A 20700-nucleotide genomic window follows, 5' to 3' on the forward strand; every position below is an offset into this window, starting at 1 on the left:
GTCCTTCATTGTAGCAGCCGCGCGGGCTTTGTCAGGCCGGATCGGCTCAGGCGGTGGTGACGATCCCGTCCACGACCGTCACCGGCCAGGCGGTGAGCCGCTGGCCGACGCAGGGGCCGCCGACGCACAGGCCATCGTCGATCGTGAACAGCGCGCCGTGCCAGCTGCACGCGATCAGCGCGCCGGACGGATCGAGATAGTCGTCGAGCGTCTGCGCCAGCGGCACCCCGGCATGCGGGCAGCGATCGACATAGCCGACCACCTGATCGGCGCGGCGGACGACGAAGCCGTGGAAGCGACCGGCGCGCAATTGCAGCACGAAGTTGCGCGCGCCGCCGTCGGCGATGGTGGCGAGCGGCGCGAGCCCGACACCCGGCGGGGTTGCCGACAGCCGTTCGCTCATCGGTCGGCGTCGGGCTGCCGGTCGGGATGCGCCGCCTCGGCCAGCGCCGTGGTCCGCTCCGCCGCGGCGACGCAATGCGGATAGGGCGCGACATCGACCTTGAAGCGCCGCGCCGAATAGAGTGCGGGGACGAGGATGCAATCGGCGAGCGTCGGCCGGTCGCCGTAGGCGAAACCGTCGCCATGCCGCGCGACCAGCGTCTCCGCCGCGGCGAGACCGAGGATGAGCCAATGGCCGGTCCATGCCGCGACCTGCGCGTCGGACGCGCCGAACTGCTCGCGCAGCAGCGACAGGGTGCGCAGATTGTGCAGCGGATGCGTGTCGGTGGCGATCGTCGCGATCGTCGCGCGGACGATCGCCCGGCCCGTCGCATCGGCGGGCAGCAGCGGCGGCGTCGGATAGCGGTCCTCGAGCCATTCGAGGATCGCGACGCTCTGCGTCAGCACCTGTCCGTCGACCTCCAGCGCCGGCACCAGCCGCTGCGGGTTGAGCGCGGCATAGGCGGGGTCGGACTGGCCGCCGGTGCGCAGATCGTGCGTCACCTGCCGATAGGCCAGCCCCTTGAGCGCGAGCGCGATCCGCACGCGATAGGCGGCGCCCGACCGCCAATAGCCGTGCAGGATCACGGCAGCCGCGCCTTGGGGAAGTCCGCCCATACGGTATCATAGTCGAGCTGCGCATGATCGAGCGCGAAGCCGGTCGGGCGATAGGGCCAGCAGCTTTCCAGCATGAACGCCATCGTGCCGTCGATCTTGTGCGGCTTGAGCTCGGCGGCGGAGGCGGCCTGCCAGCTGGCGAGATCGGGGCCGTGGCCGGCCATCAGATTGTGCAGGCTGATCCCGCCCGGCGCGAAGCCGTGCGCCTTGGCGTCATAGGCGCCGGTGATCAGCCCCATCGCCTCCGACATGACGTTGCGATGGAACCACGGCGGGCGGAACGTGTCCTCGGCGACCATCCAGCGCGGCGGGAAGATAACGAAATCGGCATTGGCGCGGCCCGGCACGTCCGACGGGCTGGTCAGCAGCGTGAAGATCGACGGATCGGGATGGTCGAAGCTCACCGTGTTGATCGTGTTGAACCGCGCGAGGTCATAGCGCCACGGCGCGAGATTGCCGTGCCAGGCGACGACGTCGAGCGGGCTGTGGTCGAGCGTCGTCGTCCACAAAGACCCCATGAACTTCTGGATCACCTCGGTCGCCTCGTCGCGATCCTCGAACCAGGCGACGGGGGTTTCGAAGTCGCGCGGATTGGCGAGGCCGTTGGCGCCGATCGGGCCGAGATCGGGCAGGCGGAACAGGCTGCCGTGATTTTCGCAGACATAGCCCGTGGCGCTGCCGTCGGGGAGCCGCGCGCGGAAGCGCACGCCGCGCGGTACCAGCGCGATCTCGCCGGGACCGACGACGATCCGGCCGAGTTCGGTCAGCAGTTCGAGCCGCCCGGCCTGCGGCACGAACAGCAGCTCTCCGTCGGCGTCGGTGAAGACGCGGTGCGTCATGTCGGCGCTCGCCGCATAGACGTGCAGCGCCACGCCCTCCAGATCGGCGGGATCGCGGTTGGCGAGCATCGTCGTCATGCCGTCGATCAGATCGGTGCCCGGCGGTGCCGCGGCGACCGGGTCCCAGCGCAGCCGGTTGGGGGCGAGCGGCCGGTCGGCGGTGCCGGGGGCGAAGCGGGGCGCACCGGCATAGGGCGCATAGGGCGGGTGTTCGGCGGTCGGCCGCATCCGGTAGAGCCACGAGCGCCGGTTCTCGTGCCGCGGCGCGGTGAAGGCGGTGCCCGACAGTTGCTCGGCGTAGAGGCCGAAGGCGGGCCGCTGCGGCGCGTTGCGCCCGACCGGCAGCGCGCCGGCGACCGCCTCGGTCGAGACATGGTTGCCGAAGCCGGGGATATAATCCGGCTCCGCTCGGGGGTGATGGACTGTCATTGTTTTGGCGTCCTCTCCTGCTCCATCACCCCGGTCCGCTACTCAGGCGTCGACGGTGATCACTCCGCGGCGGATCTGGTCGAGCTCGATCGATTCATACAGCGCCTGGAAATTGCCGTTGCCGAAGCCCTGATTGCCCTTGCGCTGGATGATCTCGAAGAAGATCGGCCCGACCATCGTCTCGGTGAAGATCTGCAACAGCAATCCTTCCTCGCCGACGTTGCCGTCGATCAGAATGCGGTTGGCGCGCAGCCGTTCCAGATCCTCGCCGTGACCGGGCACGCGCTTGTCGACCAGCTCGTAATAGGTCTCGATCGTATCCTGCAGGCGGACGCCGCGGGCACGCAGCTTTTCGACCGTGGTGTAGATGTCGTCGGTGGTCAGCGCGAGATGCTGGATGCCTTCGCCGTTATAGTCGCGGATGAACTCCTCGATCTGGCTCTTGTCGTCCTGGCTCTCGTTCAGCGGGATGCGGATCGCGCGATCGGGGGCGATCATCGCCTGGCTGAACAGGCCGGTCGCCTTGCCCTTGATGTCGAAATACTTCTGCTCCTCGAAGCCGAAGATCTGACCATAAAAGGCCGACCAGGTGCGCATCTGGCCACGGCGGACGTTGTGGGTGAGATGGTCGAGCAGGTCGAGCCCGACGTTATTGGCGGCCTCCGCCTCGGCGGCGCCGGGCACCTGATCCCAGTCGTCGTAGAGGCTGCCGGCCGCGCCGTGCGTGTCGACGAGATAGAGCAGCGAGCCGCCGATCCCTTCCAGCGCCGGCAGGCCGTCGAGCGCGGCGCCGACGGGTGCCGGCTTGGCGCCGCGGGCGATCGCCGCGTCATAGGCGGCCCTGGCATCGGCGACGCGGAACGCCATCGCGCTCGCCGACGGGCCGTGTGCGGCGCGGAAGTCGGCGGCATGGCCGCTCGCCTCGCGGTTGAGCAACAGGTTGATGCGGCCCTGCTTGTAGCGGGTCAGCGCCTTGGTCGGATGCGTCGCGGCGGCGACGAAGCCCAGCGCCTCGAACTGCGCGGCGAGCGCATCGGGATCGGGCGAGGTGAATTCACAAAACTCAAAGCCATCGAGGCCCATCGGATTGACGTCGATCTGGTCGGCCGAATGATCGGTCATGGCGGCAGCTCCAAAATGGTATCGTCTGTTACCAAATCCCTGCGCCATTGCCAAACTGGTGTCAACTGATACGAACGGCCGTGGCCCCGACCGACCGCCCCCTCGTCCTCGACGACTTCATTCCCTACCGCCTGTCGGTGACCTCCAATCTCGTCAGCGATTCGATCGCGCGGGCGTATGAATCGCTGTTCGGCCTGACCATTCCCGAATGGCGGCTGATCGCGGTGATCGCAGAGACGGGCGGCATCACCCAGCAGGCGATCGGCGCGCGCACGCTGATGGACAAGGTGACGGTGAGCCGCGCGGCGATCGCGCTGGTCGGGCGCGGCCTGCTCGCGCGGCGCGACAATCCGGAGGATCGCCGCTCGCACCTGCTCGATCTGACCGACGACGGCCGCAGCCTCTATGCGGCGGTCGCGCCCAAGGCGCTCGATCTCGAACGGCGGCTGTTCGCCGCATTCGATCCCGCCGAGGTGGCGCAATTCGTCGCGATGCTGCGCCGGATCGAACGCGTCACGCTCGACCTCAATCGCTGAGTCACCACGCCGCACCGGCATAGTTGTGCGACAATTGCCGGTTAGCAGCGCCGATCCGTGTTCAGGGGTTCAGTCTATGCGTGTGGCGGTGGTGATGATGATGGCGGCGAGCTGGCCGGCGCTGGCGGTGGCGCAGCAGGCGCCGGCACCCGCCGGATCGCAGACGCCGACGCAGACGTCCGCCGCCACGCCCGCATCCCCCGCGACGCCGCCCGCCGCCACCGCGCAGGCCGGCACGCCGCAGAGCGACGCCGCGCCGCCGACGACCCCGACCGCTCCCGCGGCGGCGGATGCCGAGGACGAGGAGACGGACATCGTCGTCACCGGCCGGCGTCCGCCCGGATCGGTGGTCGGCGACATTCCCGCCGAACAGGTGCTCAGCCCCGCCGACATCCGCAGCTATGGCGTCAGCAGCGTCTCCGACCTGCTCACCGAACTCGCGCCGCAGACGACGAGCGGCGCGGGCGGCGCGCCGGTCATCCTGCTCGACGGCAAGCGCATCTCGGGCTTCCAGGAGATCCGCGACATCCCGACCGAGGCGATCCTGCGCGTCGACATCCTGCCCGAGGAGGTGGCGCTCAAATACGGTTACACCGCCGACCAGAAGGTGGTGAATTTCGTGCTGCGCCGCCGCTTCCGCTCGACCACCGTCGAGGCGGCCGACAGTGCCGCGACCGAGGGCGGGCGCAACAGCCCGCAAGGCGACCTCGACCTGCTGACGATCCGCAACGGCGCGCGCTTCAACCTCCACACCAAATATCAGCAGAGTTCGGCGCTGACCGAATCGGAGCGCACCATCGCCGCGGCGAGCACCGAAGGCGCGACGACCAGCTTCGACCAGCGGCCCTATCGCACCTTGCTGCCGTCCACCCGCAACGTCTCGACCAACGCCACTTATGCGCGGCCGATCGGCGGCATCACCGCCTCGATCAACGCCGAGATCGCGTCGAGCGAGAGCACCGGCCTCTACGGCCTGCCGACGACGACGCTGAGCCTGCCGGTCGGCAATCCGTTCAACACCGGCACGGCGGCGACCAGCGTCACCCGCGTGCTCGACGGCGGCGGTTTCAATCCGCTCAGCCAGGCGAGCCAGGGACTGACCGCGCATGTCGGCACCAGCCTCAACGGGCGGATCGGCCCGCGCTGGATGTGGACCGTCACCGGCGCCTATGATCGCGCCGAGACGCGCACCTTCACCGAGACCGGCGTCGACGCGAGCGGTTTCCAGGCGCGGCTCAACGCCAACGATCCGCTCGCCGACCCCAATGGCACGCTCGGCCTCACCGACATCGCCGCCGCCGCCGCCAATCGCGCCCGCTCGACGTCGAGCTCCGGCGAGGTCGAGGCGCTGGTCAACGGGCCGCTGTTCCAGCTGCCCGCCGGCGACGTGTCGACCGCGGTCCGCGTCGGCGGCACGACCAGCGACTTTTCCAGCCGCTCCTATCGCGCCGGGCTGACCAGCGCGGGGTCGGTGTCGCGCGACGATGCCAGCGGGCGGGTCAATCTCGACGTGCCGATCGCCAGCCGTTCCCGCGCGGTGCTCGGCTTCCTCGGCAACCTGTCGGTCAACGGCAATGCCGCGGTCGACCGCCTGTCGGACTATGGCACGCTGACCGCCTATGGCTATGGCCTCAACTGGTCGCCGGTGACGCCGCTGCGCATCATCGGCTCGATCAACCGGCAGGAGAATGCGCCGAGCGCCGCCCAGCTCGGCAATCCGCAGCTGGTGACGCCCAACGTCCGCCTGTTCGACTATGTCCAGGGCGAGACGGTGACGGTGACGACGCTGAGCGGCGGCAATCCCGATCTGCGCTCGAGCGACCGCCGCGTCACCCGGCTGGGGGTGACGCTCAAGCCGTGGAGCGCGACCGACCTGACGCTGATCGCCAATTACACCAAGCAGGACACACGCAACCCGATCCAGAGCTTCCCGTCGCCGACCGCGGCGATCGAGGCGGCCTTCCCCGATCGCTTCACCCGCGATGCGGCGGGCAATCTGATCCGGCTCGACACGCGGCCGATCAATTTCGCGCGCGCGGAGAGCGAGCAGATCCGCTGGGGGATCAACTTCTCCAGGCCGATCAAGTCGAAGGTGCAGAAGGAACTGGAGGCGTTCCGCGCCGGCACCGGGCCCAATCCGTTCGCGGGAATGCGCTTTCCCGGCGGCGGGCGCGGTCCGGGCGGGACGCGCGGCGGCGATGCTGGCGTCGCGCCCCGTGCTGCGGACGGTGCCGCACCGCCGCCGGCGGGTGGCGACGGGCCGCCGCAGGGTGGCGGTGGCGGTGGTCGCGGCTTCGGCGGTGGCGGCGGTGGCGGCGGTGGGCGCGGCTTTGGTGGCGGCGGCCGCGGGCAGGGCGGCGGCCGCATCCAGTTCGCGCTCTACCATACCTGGCATCTCGCCGAGCGGGTCACCGTCGCTGATGGCGGCCCGGTGCTCGACCTGCTCAACGGCGATGCGACCGGATCGAGCGGCGGCCAGCCGCGCCACGAGTTCGAGGCGCAGGCGGGCTATTCCAACAACGGCCTCGGGCTGCGGCTGTCGGCCAATTACGCGACCGGCACGCAGGTCAACGGCGGCACCGCCGCATCGCCGCAGACGCTCAACTTCTCCGGCCTCGCCACCGCCAACCTGCGCCTGTTCGCCGACCTCGGCCAGCAGCTCAAGCTGGTCAAGGCGCATCCCTGGGTGCGCGGCGCGCGGGTGACGCTGTCGGTGACCAACATCCTCAACACGCGCCAGACGGTGCGCAACGATCAGGGCGTGACGCCGGTCAGCTACCAGCCCGACTATCTCGATCCGCTCGGCCGGACGGTGCGGATCAGCCTGCGCAAGCTGTTCTTCTAGCGCGGCGCGGGCAGCGCGAGGCGGCGGGCGAGCCAGTCCGCCGCCTGTTCGGGCGTGCGCTTGGCGGTATCGCGATCGACCTGGTAATTGGCCTCGCGCATCGCCGTGACCGGGATATGGCCGACCAGTGGCGCGAGCGCGGCGGTGAAGGCGGCATCGCCCGCCCGGCGCGGTGCGACGAGCAGCAGCGCGTCATAGCTGGGGATCGCATGGCGCGGATCGGCGAGGACGCGGAGGTGCTCGGCGGCGATCCGCCCGTCGGACGAGAAGGCGGAGATGACGTCCGCCTCGCCGCTCGCTAGTGCGCGATACATGAAGGTCGGCGCATAGGGCGTCGTCTTGGCGAAGCGCAGCGGATAGGCACGGCGCACCGCCGCCCATTCGGGCCGTTCGAGGAATTCGAGATCGCTGGCGAGGCGCAGGTCGGGCGCCGCCGCGACCAGATCGGCGAGGCTGGCGATACCGCGCCGCGCGGCATCGTCGCCGCGCATCGCGAAGGCATAGGCATTCTCGAACCCGAGCGGCCCGAGCGAAGCCACGCCGCTGCTCGCCCGCGTCCAGTCGCCGATCGCGCGCACCATCGTGGCGGGCGCCGGCACGTCGCGGCGGCGCATCGGACCGGTCCACAGGGTGCCGGCATAATCGACATAGACATCGATCGCGCCGCTGGTCAGCGCGCCATAGATCACCGCCGATCCCAGCCCGTCGCGATAGCGGACGCAATAGCCGGCGCGGGTCAGCCGGTCGCCGATCAGCCGGGCGAGGATATATTGTTCGGAGAAGTTCTTGGCGCCGATCGTCACCACATTGCCGTCGTCGCTCCGCCACATGGGCGCAGTCGCCGCGGCGAGGCCGGCGAGCAGCGCCAGCGTCGCGCCGAGCCACAGCCAGCGCCGGCGGCGGGCGATGCCGCGCTCGACCAGCCCGATCAGCGCATCGACGCCAAGCGCGAGCGCGGCGGCAGCGGCACAGCCGGCGAGCACCAATGCCCAATTCTGCGTCTGCAGGCCGGCGAAGATCATGTCGCCGAGGCTCGGCTGACCGACCGTCGTCGACAGCGTCGCCGCGCCGATCGTCCACACCGCGGCGGTGCGGATGCCGGCGATCAGCACCGGCGCGACCAGCGGCGCCTCGACCAGCCGCAGCGCCTGCGCCGGCGTCATGCCGACCGCCTTGGCCGCCTGCTGCACGGCGGGATCGATGCCGGTGAGGCCGGCGACGCCGTTGCGGATGATCGGCAGCAGCGCATAGAGCGTCAGCGCGATCAGCGACGGCAGGAAGCCGAGCGCCGGGATCCCGCCGCCGACCAGCGCCGACAGCCAGAGCAGCAGCGGATAGAAGAGCGCGAGCAAAGCCAGGCTGGGCACCGTCTGGATAAGGCTGGCGATGCCGAGGATGACGCGGCCCGCATGGGGGCGGCGGGCGGCGAGGATGGCGAGCGGCAGGCTGATCGCGATGCCGAGCAACAGCGCCGCCGCCGACAGCAGCACATGCTGCGCGAGCAACGGCGGCACCCGGCCGAGCGCGGCGAGGAAGTCGCTCATGCCGCGGCTCCGGCGATCGCCCGCAGCCGCTCGGCCTGCTCGCGCGGCACCGCGACCAGCGCCTGCGCCGCCGCGCCGCCACCGCCGGCGAGCAGCTCCGCGGGGGTGGCATCGGCGACGATCCGCCCCGCCGCCATCACCAGGATGCGGTCGGCGAGCAGCAGCGCCTCGGCCATATCATGCGTGACGAGGATCGTGGTGAGGCCGAGCCGCTCGTGCAGCCGCCTGATCTCGCCGCCGAGCGCGTCGCGCGTCACCGGATCGAGCGCCCCGAACGCTTCGTCGAGCAGCAGCAGCTTCGCGCCCGGCGCGATCGCGCGGGCGATGGCGACGCGCTGGCGCTGGCCGCCCGACAGCGCGTCGGGCATCCGCCCGGCGAGTGCGGGCGGCAGCGCGACCATCTCGAGCAACGCGGGCACGTCGGCGGCGGGCAGGCCGGCGATGCGCGGCCCGATCGCGATATTCTCCGCCACGGTGAGGTGCGGGAACAGGCCGATGCCCTGAAAGACATAGCCGATCAGGCGGCGCAGCGCGGGGGCGGGTCCGGCGGCAACATCCACGTCGTCGATCAGCACCCGGCCCTCGCTCGGTTCGATCAGCCGGTTGATCGTCTGCAGCAACGTCGACTTGCCCGATCCCGAGGCGCCGACCAGCGCGACGAATTGGCCCGCTTCGATCATCAGCGTGACATGATCGACCGCCAGGGTGGCACCGAACCGCTTGGTGACGGCGTCGAAGCGGAGCGATTTGGCTGGCATCGCCGGCGAGGATGCGGGATGCCTGAGAGAAAGTCCAACAGGGAGAGGATCATGAGCGAGGTCCGGGCGATCTTCATCACCGGTGGCGGTTCGGGCATCGGCCGCGCGGTGGCACGGTTGTTCGCCAGCCGCGGCTGGCGGATCGGCATCGCCGACGTCGACGCCGCCGGGCTCGACGCCACCGCCGCACTGATCCCGAGCGGCATGGTCGAACGCTATGTCATGGACGTGCGCGACCGCGACGGCTGGACGCAGGCGCTCGACGCCTTCACGCAGGCGAGCGGCGGGCGGCTCGACGTCCTGTTCAACAACGCCGGCATCGGCACCGGCGGGCCGCTCGCCGAGGCGGATTTCACGGCGATCGACCGGACGATCGCGATCAATTTCACCGGTGTGGTCAATGGCGCGCGGATCGGCCACGCCTATCTGGCGCGCACGCCGGGATCGGTGCTGCTCAACACCGCCTCCGCGTCGGGCATCTACGGCTCGTCGGGACTGGCGACCTATTCGGCGACCAAATTCGCGGTGCGCGGGCTGAGCGAGGCGCTCGACGGCGAATGGTATCGCGACGGCATCAAGGTACGCTGCCTGCTGCCGAGCTTCATCGAAACGCCGCTGCTCGACGGGGTCGCCGGCGGCAGCAACCGGACGATCCGCGAGGCGGTGACCGGCGCGGGGCTCGAACTCACCCCGGTCGACGCGGTCGCCGAGGCGGCGTGGAAGGCGGTGCACGGCGACGCGGTCCACACCTATGTCGGCAAGACCGCGGCGCGGCTGCGCTTCGCCGCGCGCTGGTTCCCCGGGGCGCTGCGCAAGCAGATGCGCCGGTCGCTGCGCTGATCGGGGTGCCTGCTATCGGCGATGTGGGTGAGCCATGGGCGAATCTGCCCGAGGCGGGCGTCGTCCACGGGGCGACCAGCCCTTCGACGCGCTCAGGGCGAACGGTTGGGGTGATCGTCCCTTATCCCCAAGCGTCAGGACCGATTACACCCTATCGTCAGGGCCGAGCCTGTCGAAGCCCGGCTCCCTACCAGCGCAACCCGCGGGCCAGCCTGGCGATAACGCCCGCAGCCTATTCGTCGACGATTGCGTCGATCGCCTCGGCCATCTCGATGTCGCGCCCCGACAGGCCGCCCGCGTCGTGGGTGGTGAGCAGCACCTCGACGCGATTGTAGACGTTGCGCCATTCGGGGTGGTGGTTGGCCTTTTCCGCCATCAGCGCGACCTGCGTCATGAAGCCGAACGCCTCGACGAAATCGGCGAAGACGAGGCTGCGGGTGATCGCGTCGCGCGATTCGTCATAATCCCATTCGGGCAGGCCATCGAGCGCATCGGCCCGTTCGGCTTCGCTAAGGGGCTCGATCATCGGCGGTCTTCCTTGCTGGACGGAGAAGAGCCGCGGTATGGCGGGCGGCATGAACGGGCAAGATGCTTATGGGCCGCCACCGCAGGCCGACGCGATCGAAGGCCTCGCCCGCGACGCGATCGCGCGGCTGCCCGCCGCCTTCGCCGCACATCTCGGCGACGTCGTGCTGCTCGTCGAGGAGGAGGCGGATGCCGAGACGCTCGCCGACCTCGGCATCGATCATCCGCTCGATCTCACCGGCCTCTACCACGGCCGGCCGATCGGGGAGAAATCCTCGACCGATTCGGGCACCTTGCCCGATCGCATCCACCTCTATCGGCAGGCAATCCTCGCCGAATGGGTGGAGACGGGGGTGCGGCTCGACGATCTCGTCCGCCATGTCACCATCCATGAGATCGGCCATCATTTCGGCCTGTCGGACGACGACATGCACGCGCTCGAAGACGCGGTGGCCGATTGACCGCGCTGCGCCTCGCCGATGTCGCCTGCCGGCGCGGCGGGCGTGAGCTGTTCGCCGGGATCGGCGTGGCGCTCGATGCGGGCGAGGCGGCGCTGGTCAGCGGCGCCAATGGCGTCGGCAAGTCGAGCCTGCTCCGCATCGCCGCCGGTCTGCTGCGTCCGGCCGCCGGTACGGTGACGCGCGACGGCGCGGTGGCGCTGCTCGGCGAGGCGCATGCGCTCGATCCCGAACTGCCGCTGGCGCGGGCGCTCCGCTTCTGGATCGGGTCGCGCGTTTCGATGACGCTGGCGGCGCTGGCGCTCGAGCCGCTCGCCGAGGTGCCTGTCGCCATGCTGTCGACCGGGCAGCGGCGCCGGGCCGGAATGGCGCGGATCGTCGGCGCGGATGCGCCGATCTGGTTGCTCGACGAGCCCGCCAACGGGCTGGACAAGGCGGGCGTGGCGCGGATCGCGGCGCTGATCGCGACGCATCGCGCCGCGGGCGGCATCGCGGTGGTCGCGACGCATCAGCCGATCGCGCTGCCCGGCGCATTGCAGGTGGCGCTCGGCTGATGCGGGCAACCGTGATCATCGCGCGCGACCTCCGCCGTGCCTGGGCGGGGGGAGGGCTGTGGTGGCCGGTCGCCTTCTTCCTGCTCGTCGCGACGCTCTTCCCCTTCGCGGTCGGCCCCGATGCCGCGCTGCTGACGCGGATCGGCGGCGGCGTGATCTGGGCGGCGGCGCTGCTCGCCGCGCTGCTGCCGGTCGAGCGGCTGGTCGCACCCGATGTCGAGGCGGGGGTGATCGATCAATATGTCGTGCGCGGCGTGCCGCTGGCGCTGGTCGCGGGCGCCAAGATCGCCGCGCATTGGCTCGGCTTCGCACCGCCGCTGATGCTCGCCGGCTTGATCGCTGCGGGGCTGTTCGACCTGCCGGCGGCGGTGCTGCTGCGGATCGAGCTGGGGCTGGCGATCGGTACGCCGGGATTGGCGGCGCTGGGCGTCGCGACCGCCGCCTTGGTCGCCGGGCTGCGCGGCAGCGGCGCGGTGGCGGGGCTGGTGATGATGCCGCTCGCGGTGCCGCTGCTGATCTTCGGTGCGGGCGCCCTCGACGGCGGTGCGGCGGCGATGAAGCTGCTCGCCGCGGTCAGCCTGGTGTTGACCGCCGGCGCGCCGTGGCTCGCCGCCGCGGCGATCCGCAGCGGCATGGATTAGTCGACGCTTAAGACTTCGACCCGCCGTCCGAAGCATAGACCATCGCCGCCGCCGTCCCGGTCGCCGGCTTCAGGTGGAACCACTCCGGCCGATCGATCGCGGTCAGAAACGCCAGCACGGTCAGGCCGAACATCAACAGCGCAAGGCGGCCCCACAGCGGATTGGGCTCGGCATCGTCATGCGCGGTATTGGCGAAATCGTCCTGCGGTCGCATCCATTGCCTCCATAAAGCGGTCAGGCATCATATAGGCGGACAAGTCTTCCGGACGACGAGCGTTCCGTAACGTTTGTTTGCTGCGCTGCACCACGCGGCTCAGCGCCGCCAGCGCGCCCAGATCGCGGTCGGCAGCGTCAGCCCGCGCGCTTCCTCGCGGACGCCGAGCTCGCCCGCCTCGACGGTGCCGGGCAGGTCGGCGAAGGCCTGGCGGAGCAGCTCGCCGATCGCCAGCGCCGACATCCGCACCGCATAGACGGTAAGGAAGACGAAGCGGCTGTTGGCGTCGACCAGCTTGCGGCAGTCGGCGATCAGGCGCGGCAGATCCTCCTCCAGCCGCCACAATTCGCCCTCCGGCCCGCGCCCGTATTTGGGCGGATCGAGCAGGATGCCGTCATAGCGGCGCTGGCGACGCACCTCGCGTGCGACGAACTTGACCGCATCGTCGACGATCCAGCGGATCGGCGCCTCGGTCATCCCCGACAGCATCGCATTGCCGCGCGCCGCCTCGACCGATTTCTTCGAAGCGTCGACGTGCACCATCTTCGCCCCCGCGGTCGCCATCGCCAGCGTGCCGACGCCGGTATAGCCGAACAGGTTGAGGCATTCGGGCGTGTCGAGATCGGCGACCTGCTCGCGCATCCAGCTCCAGATCGGCGGCATGTCGGCGAAGAAACCGAGGTGGCGGAACGGCGTCGGCAGCGCGGTGAAGCGCACCTCGTTCCATTTGAGCGGCCAGCCTTCGCGCGGCACCGGTTCGCTGAACACCCAGCGGCCGCCGCCGTCCTCGTCGCTCGCCGGCACGAACTCGCCGTGTGCGCGCCACGTCTCGGTGGCGGGTGCCCACATCGCCTGCGGTTCCGGGCGGATGAAGCGGAACCGGCCATAGCGTTCGAGCTTGCGGCCGTTGCCCGAATCGACCAGCCCGTAATCGGCCCAGGGCTCGCCGATCAGCGTATCGAGCCTCATGCCCGTGGCACCGCGCGTGCGGCGATATAGTCGGTGACCGCCTCGAACGTGCCGGGCAGCGTGACGAACCGCTCCTCGCGCTCGAACAGGTCGCCGATCCGGCCGGGCAGCGCCGGCCGCTGGCCGGTGGCGCGCTCGACCGCGTCGCGGAACTTGGCGGGGTGGGCGGTGGCGAGCGTCACCACCGGCACGTCGCTGGCATGGCGGCGCGCGGCGGCGAGCGCGATCGCGGTATGCGGATCGATCACCTGCCCGGCATGCTCGTGCGCCCAGCGCATCGCCAGCGTCATGTCGTCGAGGTCGACGCGGTCGCTGGCGAACAGCGCTGCGCCCTTGTGCTGCGAATCGGTCAGCCGCATCGCGCCGGACGATTCGAAGCCCTGCATCTGCGCGGCGAGCGCGCCGCCGTCGCGGGCACCGAGATCGTAGAGCAGGCGTTCGAAATTGGAGCTGACCTGGATGTCCATCGACGGCGTCGGCGTCTGCTGGACGATGCCCTTGCTATAGTCGCCGGCCGAGATGGCGCGGTGAAGAATGTCGTTGACGTTGGTCGCGACGATCAGCTTGGCGACCGGCAGGCCCATCTGCGCCGCGACATAGCCGGCGAAGACGTCGCCGAAATTGCCGGTCGGCACCGAGAAGGCGACGCTGCGCTCCGGCGCGCCGAGCCGCACCGCGGCGTAGAAATAATAGACCACCTGCGCCATCAGCCGCGCCCAGTTGATCGAATTGACCGCCGACAGCGCGAACCGGCCGGCGAAGCCGGGATCGTTGAACATCCGCTTGACCAGCGCCTGGGCGGCGTCGAAATCGCCCTCGATCGCGATGTTATGGACGTTGGGGGCGAGTACCGTCGTCATCTGCCGACGCTGCACGTCGGACACGCGCCCGGCGGGGTGGAGCATGAAAATGTCGACCCCGGCGCGGCCCGCCAGCGCATCGATCGCCGCCGATCCGGTGTCGCCGCTGGTCGCGCCGACGACGGTCAGGTGCCGGTCGCTGCCGGCGAGGAAGCGTTCGAACAACAGCCCGAGCAATTGCAGCGCGACGTCCTTGAACGCCAGCGTCGGCCCGTGGAACAGCTCGAGCAGCCAGCGGTCATGGTCGAGCTGGACGAGCGGCGTCACCGCGGCATGGCTGAACCGGCCATAGGCCTGCGCGCACAGCGCCTTCAGCTCCGCGGGGGTGAGCGCGTCGCCGACGAACGGCGTCATCACCGCGACCGCGGTATCGACATAGGACAGATTGGCGAGCCCGGCGATCGCCTCGCGGCTGAGGTTCGGCCAATGGTCGGGCAGATAGAGCCCGCCGTCGGACGCCAGTCCGGCCAAAGTGACGTCGCGGAAATCGAGCGCGGGCGCGGCGCCGCGGGTGCTGACATAACGCATCGCCGCTGGGTAGCGGCCCGCAGCAGGCGGGGCAACGCCGGCGTGCTTGGGGGCAGGGGCGGTCCTGCTATCGACGCGCCGGCATAAGCGACGGGATTTGCCTACCGCCGCGGGGGCGCGGGCGGTGTGCGCCGACGCTGCGGAGACGCGCGTCCGCCCTTGCCGATCGCCGCAGACGGCATAGGGTGTGCATCATGGCCAATTTCGACGACAGCTACGATCCCGAACTCGGCGCCGCCTGCAACCGGCTCGCCGCCTTCGTCGAGCCGCTGCCCGCGGGCGGGCTGATCGATCCGGCGTCGGGCCTCACCGAAGCCGACCTCGCGCTGATCCTCCGCCGTCTCTACGCGACGCGTCATGCCGAGGCGCCGGGAACGCCGCCGGCGGCGCCGCGGCCGGTGTCGCGTGCCTCGGTGCCGATCACCGCGAGGGAGTGAGGGGGCTGCGCCAAGCGCCGTTCCGTGTCGCAGGCCTTCGCGGACAGCGTATCGACACCGAAGCGAGGCCCCGCCTCGCCTGCTGATTGCAAAATACGCCCGCCGAGTCCGGGCAATCGGTTGCTCACCTATAAAGGCATCAGGCACGGCAACGATCCGGCAGCCGTCGGATGGGATGGACCATGCGAGCCCGGCCGCTGCTTGCCTGCCATCGGCAATCAGGCCGAAGGAGGACGCAGGCGATGTATCCAAGTCATTGTGCGACGGCCGTTCTTCGGCAAGGCACCTCGCTGATCGCGATGCTGATCGCGCTCGCCGCGCCGGCCTACGCGCAGGAGGGGGCGCCGGGGGCGCAGACGGCGACCGATCGGCAAAGGTCCGAGCCGTCTGAGACGATGGAAAAACCTTCGCAGCCGACGCAAAACAATGGCGATCATCGCAGCGACATCATCATTACCGGTACGTTGTTCCGCGATTCGAACGTCACGTTGATCTCGCCGGCGACGGTAATCACCGCGGCAACGCTGGAGCGGGCAAACATCACCACCGCGCAGGAGGCGGTGCGTTCGGTGTCGGCGGACAGCGCCGGATCGATCTCGACCGCATTCCGGTCCGGTTTCTCGGCGGGCGGCGCGGCGGTGTCGCTACGCGGTCTTGGCGTTTCGTCGACCGTGATACTGATCGACGGGCTGCGATCGGCGAACTTCCCGCTGCTCGACGATGGGCACAATGCGTATGTCGACCTCAACTCGATCCCGTTCAGCATCGTCGATCATGTCGAGGTGCTGAAAGACGGCGCCTCATCGACCTATGGCGCCGACGCGATCGGCGGCGTGGTCAATTTGATCAGCAAGAAACATTTCGAAGGGGTCGAGGGGGCGATCCAGGGCGGCACGACGGCATATGGCGACGGATCCCATTACCGAGCATCGCTGACCGTCGGTTATGGCGATTACACCGCGAAGGGATGGAACCTCTATCTAAATAGCGAATATACTTCCGACGGATACATAACCAATCACGCGCGAGGGTATCCGTTCAACACGATAGACTTGCGGCGGAGTGGATTAAGCGATGGCAACGGGAATCACAGTTCGCTGCTGATACCCAATCCGGAAGCGGTCGTTACCCGGGTTCGGCAGCGCGATCTCAACAATCCGCTCGCCGGCTACACCGGCAAGCAGGACTTGGTCCATCGTTATCAACTCCTCGACCCCGCCAGCTGTCCCCGTGGTACCTTCATCGTGTCTGACGGACCCGCGCAGGGGACGGGCTGTACGCATGATTTGATCGACGAATATGCGATCCTCCAGCCGCGGCAGCAACGGTATTCGACCACAGCGCATTTCACCACACGGCTCGGTGAGCATTACGAAGCGTTCGCAACCGGCAGCTATTCCCATTCGGAAGTCACGATCCCGGGCTCGCCGTCGTCGATCCGCCAAACGCAGCCGTTCGCGGCGTCACCGTCATTGGCATCGAACAATCCAGGGATCGTCCTTCCCGTCTATGTCTGCTCGGCAGGAGTCGATTGCTCCACTGCTGCGGATCGACGGTTGAATCCGAACAATCCCTATGCCGTCCCCGCGGCCGATCCTCATAACAGTGCCGCGCGCATCTATTATCTCTTCGGCGATATTCCCCGCAGCAGCTATCGCTATGTCGACGTCTTTCGCGGGTCGGCGGGCCTGTCCGGTCAACTTGGCAACGGCTTCAGCTTCCGACTCAATGGCGTTTATGCCCGCGACGATTTCAGCATCACGCAATATGGCGCTTTGCACATCCCGGGGCTGCTCCAAGCCATCAATACTGGCGCCTATGACTTCGTCCATCCAGATCGCAACACCGCCGCGGTACGCCGGCAAATCTCACCCGATCATACCACCCGATCCAATTCGACGATCGCCACCGTCGGGGGTTCGCTGATCAAGGTTTTGACCACTCTGCCGGGTGGCGATTTCAATGTCGGCGCCGGTTTTCAGCTTCGCCGGGAAACCCTCCTCAACCGCAATCAGAATGCGGGGATGGACTATTATGGCCTGAACTCATCTTCGGCCAGTGGCCGGCAGACCGTGATGGCCGGGTTCTTCGAGGTCGATGCACCCTTTCGCCAGGCCATCGACCTCAATATATCCGGCCGTTACGACCACTATTCTCAAGGTTATAGCCACTTCTCTCCAAAGGTCGGCATCAAAGTAACGCCAAAAGAGGCGATCGCGTTTCGCGCTACCTATTCGCAAGGGTTCCGTGCGCCGACCTTTGCCGAAAACAATCCGGTGAGTAACTATGCAGGCTTCTCGCCCTACACACCCGAGGGCAGCTTCGTCGCGGCACATCAGGCTAACCCGGTTTATGCCTATAAATATTCTATCGGCAGTGCAGCCCGCGGAAATGCGAACCTCCTTCCGGAAGTGTCGCGTAGCATAACCTTCGGCACGATACTCAGGCCGACCCCATGGTTCAGCCTTACGGTCGATTATTACAACATAAAAAAATCGAATTTGATTGTCAGCGGCCCGCTGCGCGCCGACGCGATCGCCGCTTATTACAGACAAACCACTCAAGCCGCCGGTTGTGCGGCGCTCGCTGCGGTCGGTCCAGGCTATCGATGCAATATCGTCGATGTACCTGACCCACTCGCCCCCGATACGTTGCCACGCCTGCTCGTTTTCGACGTGCCCTTCGTCAACGCAAATTATGAGGTCAGTTCCGGTCTCGACATGCAGGGGGCGCTCAACGTTCCGCTTTCTCAGGACGTTCGGCTGATCAGCCGTATCGACGTCACCCGGGTATTGCGGCTCGACCTCGTCACCCCTGCGGGCGTCATAGAGAAATATGCCGGAACGCTCGGGCCCAACGACTTGTCTTCGGGAAGCGGCACCCCGCGCGTGCGTGGCAACTGGCAGAACGCAGTGGAGATCGGCGCCTTCTCGCTCGCCGCGACCACCTATTACGTAAGTCGCATCAAGCAGGTTGCTGCCGACGAGATCACACCGGTCGATGGTGTTATCGATCTGTCGTGCCAGCATACGTTGGTACCGTTGCTGCCGGGCGCCGACCCCAGACAGCATTGCTTCATTCGCCCCTTCATCTACGTCGATCTCAATGCCGGGGTGAAGGTGGGCGATCAGATGCGTTTCTTCGTCAACGTCCAGAACGTGACCAATGCACGCGCCCCGCTGGCGGCGGGCGCCTATCCCAGTGCACCCAATTATCTCATCAGTTGGCATTATGCCGGCGTCGTCGGACGGAACTTCAGCGCTGGCGCCAGTTTCACCTTCTAACCAGTCGCTGTTGGGCTACTGCGAGATTCTTCCATGACCGCATAGCCTCTCATGTCTTGCTCAGGGACGGCGTTGTATTTGCGCTGGTATTACCGTCCCGCCCGCGGCAGTCTCGCGCCGGACGCTCAGCGCGCGCCGAGCTTTGCCGCAGGAGACAATCGATCCCCATTCTCTTCCTCGCAGTCGTTCAGGCCGTGGCGGCCATTGCTGCGCCGCCGGCGGCGCCGGCGGAGGATATCGTCGTCCTCGGGCGCAGCATCGACGCGGCGAAGACATCGCTGGCGGCCTGTATCGCGCGCCAGTGTCCGCCCGACGAGGAGATCAAGGCGTCGCTGCTCGTCGCGTCACGCCAATTCCTCGCCGGCGATTATGTCGGGGCGCGCAGCGGCCTGCTTGCGACGCGGCGGCGCAACGCGCGCTTCGATTCGCGCTATCCCCATGACGTTGCCGACCTGCACCGCGCGCTCAACCTCATGTCGACGCTAGACGGGCGTGGCGAGTCGGCGCGGCTTTCCGGCCTCGACGCGACCGACGCGCTGCGCAGTGGCCTTGCCGCCGACGATCCGGCGATCCTGCTGCAACGGCTCGACAGCGGCAGCCAGCTCGCGCACGACGGGCGGATCGTCGGCGCCCGCCAGATCTTCAACGACGTCGCCGCCCGCGCGCATCGGGCCGGTCAGATCGACGTCGAGGCCCAGGCGCTGTTCCGCGGCGCCGCGACCTATGCCGCGCTTGCCGAGGTCGACCCCAGTTACCGCGCCACCGCGCAGAGCTGGGTGAGCCGGATCGAGTCACGGCGCGAGCCCGGCTTCGACCGCTATCGCGATGGCCTGCTGCTGCTCAAGGCGCGACTGGCCGCGGGCCGGCAGCACGGCAAGGCCGCAGCCCGGGCGCTGCGCGATGCCCCGGCGGTCGCCGAAGCGGTGCTGTTGTACGAGCCCGACTTCACCTACCAGGCCCCTGCGTTGGCGACGAACCTCGGCGGGACCAGCAATGCGTCGCCGGAATGGGCCGACGTCGCCTTCTGGGTGGCGCACGACGGATCGGTGGCCGATCTGCGCCTGGTCGGCCAATCGCAAAGCCCGCCCGGGTCGTGGCTGGCGCGCAAGATGAAGGCGGTCGAGCAACGGCGATATGCCCCGGTGACTCCAGGCGGCGATGCTCGCGGCCTTTATCAGGTCGAGCGCTATTCGATCGTCTATCCACTGGCGCCGACCAGCGAATCGCGCATCCCAACGCGCTCTCCGCAGGGGCGGATCGAGACGACCGACCTCACCGCCATCTCCACGCCGCCCGCGCCATGACGGCTCCAACGAACCGGCGCGCCATCCACCGGGTCCAGGCGCGCGCAGCAGGCGCGCCGCCGCGCGCGCGGGTCCGACGCCTGCTGCTCGGCCTCGGCGCCCTGCTCGCCTGCCTGCTGCCGCAGGCGGTCGCGGCGCAATGCCGGATGGCGGCGCTCGCGGCGTTGCCCGAGCGGGCGCAGCTCCATTGGCCCGCGTCGGCGGGATCGCCGCCGCTGCCGCTCGTCCTGCTGCTTCACGGCAGCACCGGGACGGGCGCGGAGATGCTGCGCGACAGCCGTCTCGCCGAGACCGCCGATGCGCGGGGATTCGCCGTCGTCGCGCCCGATGGCGGGATCGCGGGGACGCGCGGCTTCGTCTGGAACATTCCCGGCGTGCCGACGGTCAGCGGCGCGATGCCCGCGGCAGGCGCGCGCGACGACGTCGCCTATCTGACCGGGCTGATCGGGCGGCTGGTCGCGACCGGCTGCGTCGATGCGACGCGCGTCTATGCGACCGGCCTGTCGGGCGGCGGGCGGATGGCGTCCTGGCTCGGCTGCGTCGTGCCGGGCCGCTTCGCGGCGATCGCGCCGGTGGTCGGCCTGCGCGCCGGGCGACCGCGGCGGGAGGATCCGACGCAGCCCGATCCGGCGAGCTGCCGCCCCGACGTACCGTTGCCGGTGCTCGCCTTCGCCGGCGATGCCGACACGACCAATCCGATCGGCGGCGGCGGCGCACCCTATTGGCGCTATCCGCAGGCCGCCGCCCTGCAGCGCTGGGCGGCGCTCGACGGTTGCACGCGGGCCTATGCCCGGGCGCTCGACGCGCGCCATTACGAGCAGGGCTATGCGGACTGCCGCAATGGCACGAGCGTCGCGGTGCGCGTGCGGCGCGGCGGGACGCACAGCTGGTCGGTGGTCGACAACGACGCCTTATGGACCTTCTTCGCGGCGTATCGCCGCTAGACCGCTTCCC

Annotated in this window: 20 protein-coding genes; 10 read left to right on the forward strand and 10 right to left on the reverse strand. The window is 68.9% G+C overall.

All coding sequences use genetic code 11. The annotated features are described in order from the left end of the window. Positions 1-46: 46 nt before the first annotated feature. Genes PBN85_RS01275 through hppD form a run of 4 tightly spaced genes read right to left on the reverse strand, consistent with a single transcriptional unit; the run spans position 47 to position 3449 of the window. A complete protein-coding gene (locus PBN85_RS01275) occupies positions 47-403 on the reverse strand; it encodes a Rieske (2Fe-2S) protein (protein ID WP_271299896.1) in 357 nt (118 codons plus the stop codon). Then, positions 400-1029: a maleylacetoacetate isomerase gene (gene maiA, locus PBN85_RS01280; protein WP_271299897.1), complete on the reverse strand. Its 630-nt coding sequence runs from the start codon at positions 1027-1029 to the stop codon at positions 400-402. The genes PBN85_RS01275 and maiA overlap by 4 nt, the downstream gene beginning before the upstream one ends. After that, complete coding sequence (gene hmgA / locus PBN85_RS01285; protein ID WP_271299898.1) at positions 1026-2327, reverse strand: homogentisate 1,2-dioxygenase; 1302 nt, start codon at positions 2325-2327, stop codon at positions 1026-1028. The genes maiA and hmgA overlap by 4 nt, the downstream gene beginning before the upstream one ends. A gap of 42 nt (positions 2328-2369) precedes the next feature. Beyond that, a complete protein-coding gene (gene hppD, locus PBN85_RS01290) occupies positions 2370-3449 on the reverse strand; it encodes a 4-hydroxyphenylpyruvate dioxygenase (protein WP_271299899.1) in 1080 nt (359 codons plus the stop codon). An 80-nt stretch (positions 3450-3529) separates the two neighbouring features. Between hppD and PBN85_RS01295 the strand changes: the two genes are divergently transcribed. Continuing rightward, positions 3530-3985: a MarR family winged helix-turn-helix transcriptional regulator gene (locus PBN85_RS01295; protein WP_037531583.1), complete on the forward strand. Its 456-nt coding sequence runs from the start codon at positions 3530-3532 to the stop codon at positions 3983-3985. A gap of 76 nt (positions 3986-4061) precedes the next feature. Further along, positions 4062-6830, forward strand: a complete 2769-nt coding sequence (locus tag PBN85_RS01300) for a TonB-dependent receptor (RefSeq protein WP_271299900.1) — start codon at positions 4062-4064, stop codon at positions 6828-6830. Here the strand turns inward: PBN85_RS01300 and PBN85_RS01305 are convergent. Further along, positions 6827-8374 carry an ABC transporter permease/substrate-binding protein gene (locus PBN85_RS01305; RefSeq protein WP_271299901.1) on the reverse strand — a complete coding sequence of 516 codons (1548 nt, stop codon included), beginning with the start codon at positions 8372-8374 and terminating at the stop codon, positions 6827-6829. The two genes, PBN85_RS01300 and PBN85_RS01305, sit on opposite strands and share 4 nt — an antisense overlap. Further along, a complete protein-coding gene (locus PBN85_RS01310) occupies positions 8371-9132 on the reverse strand; it encodes an ATP-binding cassette domain-containing protein (protein ID WP_271299902.1) in 762 nt (253 codons plus the stop codon). The genes PBN85_RS01305 and PBN85_RS01310 overlap by 4 nt, the downstream gene beginning before the upstream one ends. A gap of 51 nt (positions 9133-9183) precedes the next feature. On the opposite strand from PBN85_RS01310, the gene PBN85_RS01315 reads away from it, so the two are divergent. Continuing rightward, the gene (locus PBN85_RS01315; RefSeq protein WP_271299903.1) at positions 9184-9972 is read left to right on the forward strand and encodes an SDR family oxidoreductase; all 789 of its coding nucleotides are present in this window, start codon (positions 9184-9186) and stop codon (positions 9970-9972) included. A gap of 232 nt (positions 9973-10204) precedes the next feature. Here PBN85_RS01315 and PBN85_RS01320 read toward each other — a convergent pair whose 3' ends face one another. Then, positions 10205-10498 (reverse strand): 4a-hydroxytetrahydrobiopterin dehydratase, encoded by a 294-nt coding sequence (locus tag PBN85_RS01320; RefSeq protein ID WP_037531590.1) that lies wholly within the window; start codon positions 10496-10498, stop codon positions 10205-10207. Positions 10499-10547: 49 nt separating this feature from the next. On the opposite strand from PBN85_RS01320, the gene PBN85_RS01325 reads away from it, so the two are divergent. From PBN85_RS01325 to PBN85_RS01335, 3 genes are read left to right on the forward strand one after another with little or no spacing between them, the layout of a single operon-like run. Beyond that, a complete protein-coding gene (locus PBN85_RS01325) occupies positions 10548-10958 on the forward strand; it encodes a metallopeptidase family protein (protein WP_271299904.1) in 411 nt (136 codons plus the stop codon). Next, on the forward strand, positions 10955-11509 hold the full coding sequence (gene ccmA / locus PBN85_RS01330; RefSeq protein ID WP_271299905.1) for a heme ABC exporter ATP-binding protein CcmA: 555 nt from the start codon (positions 10955-10957) through the stop codon (positions 11507-11509). The genes PBN85_RS01325 and ccmA overlap by 4 nt, the downstream gene beginning before the upstream one ends. Beyond that, complete coding sequence (locus tag PBN85_RS01335) at positions 11509-12150, forward strand: heme exporter protein CcmB (protein WP_271299906.1); 642 nt, start codon at positions 11509-11511, stop codon at positions 12148-12150. Before ccmA ends, PBN85_RS01335 begins: the two co-directional genes overlap by 1 nt. Positions 12151-12157: 7 nt before the next feature. On the opposite strand, the gene PBN85_RS01340 is transcribed toward PBN85_RS01335, so the two are convergent. The 3 genes from PBN85_RS01340 to thrC all read right to left on the reverse strand — a co-directional run bounded on the left by PBN85_RS01340 (position 12158) and on the right by thrC (position 14721). Next, entirely contained in the window at positions 12158-12364 is a 207-nt protein-coding gene (locus tag PBN85_RS01340; protein ID WP_037531597.1) for a hypothetical protein, read from the reverse strand. Positions 12365-12463: 99 nt separating this feature from the next. Beyond that, positions 12464-13333, reverse strand: coding sequence for a class I SAM-dependent methyltransferase (locus tag PBN85_RS01345; protein ID WP_271299907.1), 870 nt, complete (start codon positions 13331-13333; stop codon positions 12464-12466). Beyond that, the gene (gene thrC / locus PBN85_RS01350) at positions 13330-14721 is read right to left on the reverse strand and encodes a threonine synthase (protein ID WP_271299908.1); all 1392 of its coding nucleotides are present in this window, start codon (positions 14719-14721) and stop codon (positions 13330-13332) included. The genes PBN85_RS01345 and thrC overlap by 4 nt, the downstream gene beginning before the upstream one ends. A gap of 194 nt (positions 14722-14915) precedes the next feature. Here thrC and PBN85_RS01355 point away from each other — a divergent pair, with 194 nt between their 5' ends. The 4 genes from PBN85_RS01355 (at position 14916) to PBN85_RS01370 (ending at position 20690) form a co-directional block, all read left to right on the forward strand. Beyond that, the gene (locus PBN85_RS01355; RefSeq protein WP_037531601.1) at positions 14916-15158 is read left to right on the forward strand and encodes a hypothetical protein; all 243 of its coding nucleotides are present in this window, start codon (positions 14916-14918) and stop codon (positions 15156-15158) included. Positions 15159-15457: 299 nt separating this feature from the next. Continuing rightward, entirely contained in the window at positions 15458-18442 is a 2985-nt protein-coding gene (locus PBN85_RS01360; RefSeq protein ID WP_271299909.1) for a TonB-dependent receptor domain-containing protein, read from the forward strand. A gap of 194 nt (positions 18443-18636) precedes the next feature. After that, positions 18637-19746, forward strand: coding sequence for a hypothetical protein (locus tag PBN85_RS01365; protein WP_271299910.1), 1110 nt, complete (start codon positions 18637-18639; stop codon positions 19744-19746). Further along, entirely contained in the window at positions 19743-20690 is a 948-nt protein-coding gene (locus PBN85_RS01370; RefSeq protein ID WP_271299911.1) for an alpha/beta hydrolase family esterase, read from the forward strand. Before PBN85_RS01365 ends, PBN85_RS01370 begins: the two co-directional genes overlap by 4 nt. Positions 20691-20700: the final 10 nt, after the last annotated feature.

Origin of the sequence: Sphingomonas sp. CV7422 (genome assembly GCF_027945725.1) — a bacterium.
GTDB lineage: Bacteria > Pseudomonadota > Alphaproteobacteria > Sphingomonadales > Sphingomonadaceae > Sphingomonas > Sphingomonas kyungheensis.

Excerpts from the sequence above, each read along its gene's own strand:
- PBN85_RS01320 (WP_037531590.1), bottom strand. The coding sequence starts at position 10,498 with ATGATCGAGCCCCTTAGCGAAGCCGAACGGGCCGATGCGCTCGATGGC.
- thrC (WP_271299908.1), bottom strand. The coding sequence starts at position 14,721 with ATGCGTTATGTCAGCACCCGCGGCGCCGCGCCCGCGCTCGATTTCCGC.
- PBN85_RS01360 (WP_271299909.1), top strand. The coding sequence starts at position 15,458 with ATGCTGATCGCGCTCGCCGCGCCGGCCTACGCGCAGGAGGGGGCGCCG.
- PBN85_RS01300 (WP_271299900.1), top strand. The coding sequence starts at position 4,062 with ATGCGTGTGGCGGTGGTGATGATGATGGCGGCGAGCTGGCCGGCGCTG.
- hppD (WP_271299899.1), bottom strand. The coding sequence starts at position 3,449 with ATGACCGATCATTCGGCCGACCAGATCGACGTCAATCCGATGGGCCTC.
- PBN85_RS01325 (WP_271299904.1), top strand. The coding sequence starts at position 10,548 with ATGAACGGGCAAGATGCTTATGGGCCGCCACCGCAGGCCGACGCGATC.
- PBN85_RS01340 (WP_037531597.1), bottom strand. The coding sequence starts at position 12,364 with ATGCGACCGCAGGACGATTTCGCCAATACCGCGCATGACGATGCCGAG.
- PBN85_RS01275 (WP_271299896.1), bottom strand. The coding sequence starts at position 403 with ATGAGCGAACGGCTGTCGGCAACCCCGCCGGGTGTCGGGCTCGCGCCG.
- PBN85_RS01310 (WP_271299902.1), bottom strand. The coding sequence starts at position 9,132 with ATGCCAGCCAAATCGCTCCGCTTCGACGCCGTCACCAAGCGGTTCGGT.
- PBN85_RS01370 (WP_271299911.1), top strand. The coding sequence starts at position 19,743 with ATGACGGCTCCAACGAACCGGCGCGCCATCCACCGGGTCCAGGCGCGC.
- PBN85_RS01305 (WP_271299901.1), bottom strand. The coding sequence starts at position 8,374 with ATGAGCGACTTCCTCGCCGCGCTCGGCCGGGTGCCGCCGTTGCTCGCG.
- hmgA (WP_271299898.1), bottom strand. The coding sequence starts at position 2,327 with ATGACAGTCCATCACCCCCGAGCGGAGCCGGATTATATCCCCGGCTTC.
- PBN85_RS01355 (WP_037531601.1), top strand. The coding sequence starts at position 14,916 with ATGGCCAATTTCGACGACAGCTACGATCCCGAACTCGGCGCCGCCTGC.
- PBN85_RS01315 (WP_271299903.1), top strand. The coding sequence starts at position 9,184 with ATGAGCGAGGTCCGGGCGATCTTCATCACCGGTGGCGGTTCGGGCATC.
- PBN85_RS01335 (WP_271299906.1), top strand. The coding sequence starts at position 11,509 with ATGCGGGCAACCGTGATCATCGCGCGCGACCTCCGCCGTGCCTGGGCG.
- PBN85_RS01345 (WP_271299907.1), bottom strand. The coding sequence starts at position 13,333 with ATGAGGCTCGATACGCTGATCGGCGAGCCCTGGGCCGATTACGGGCTG.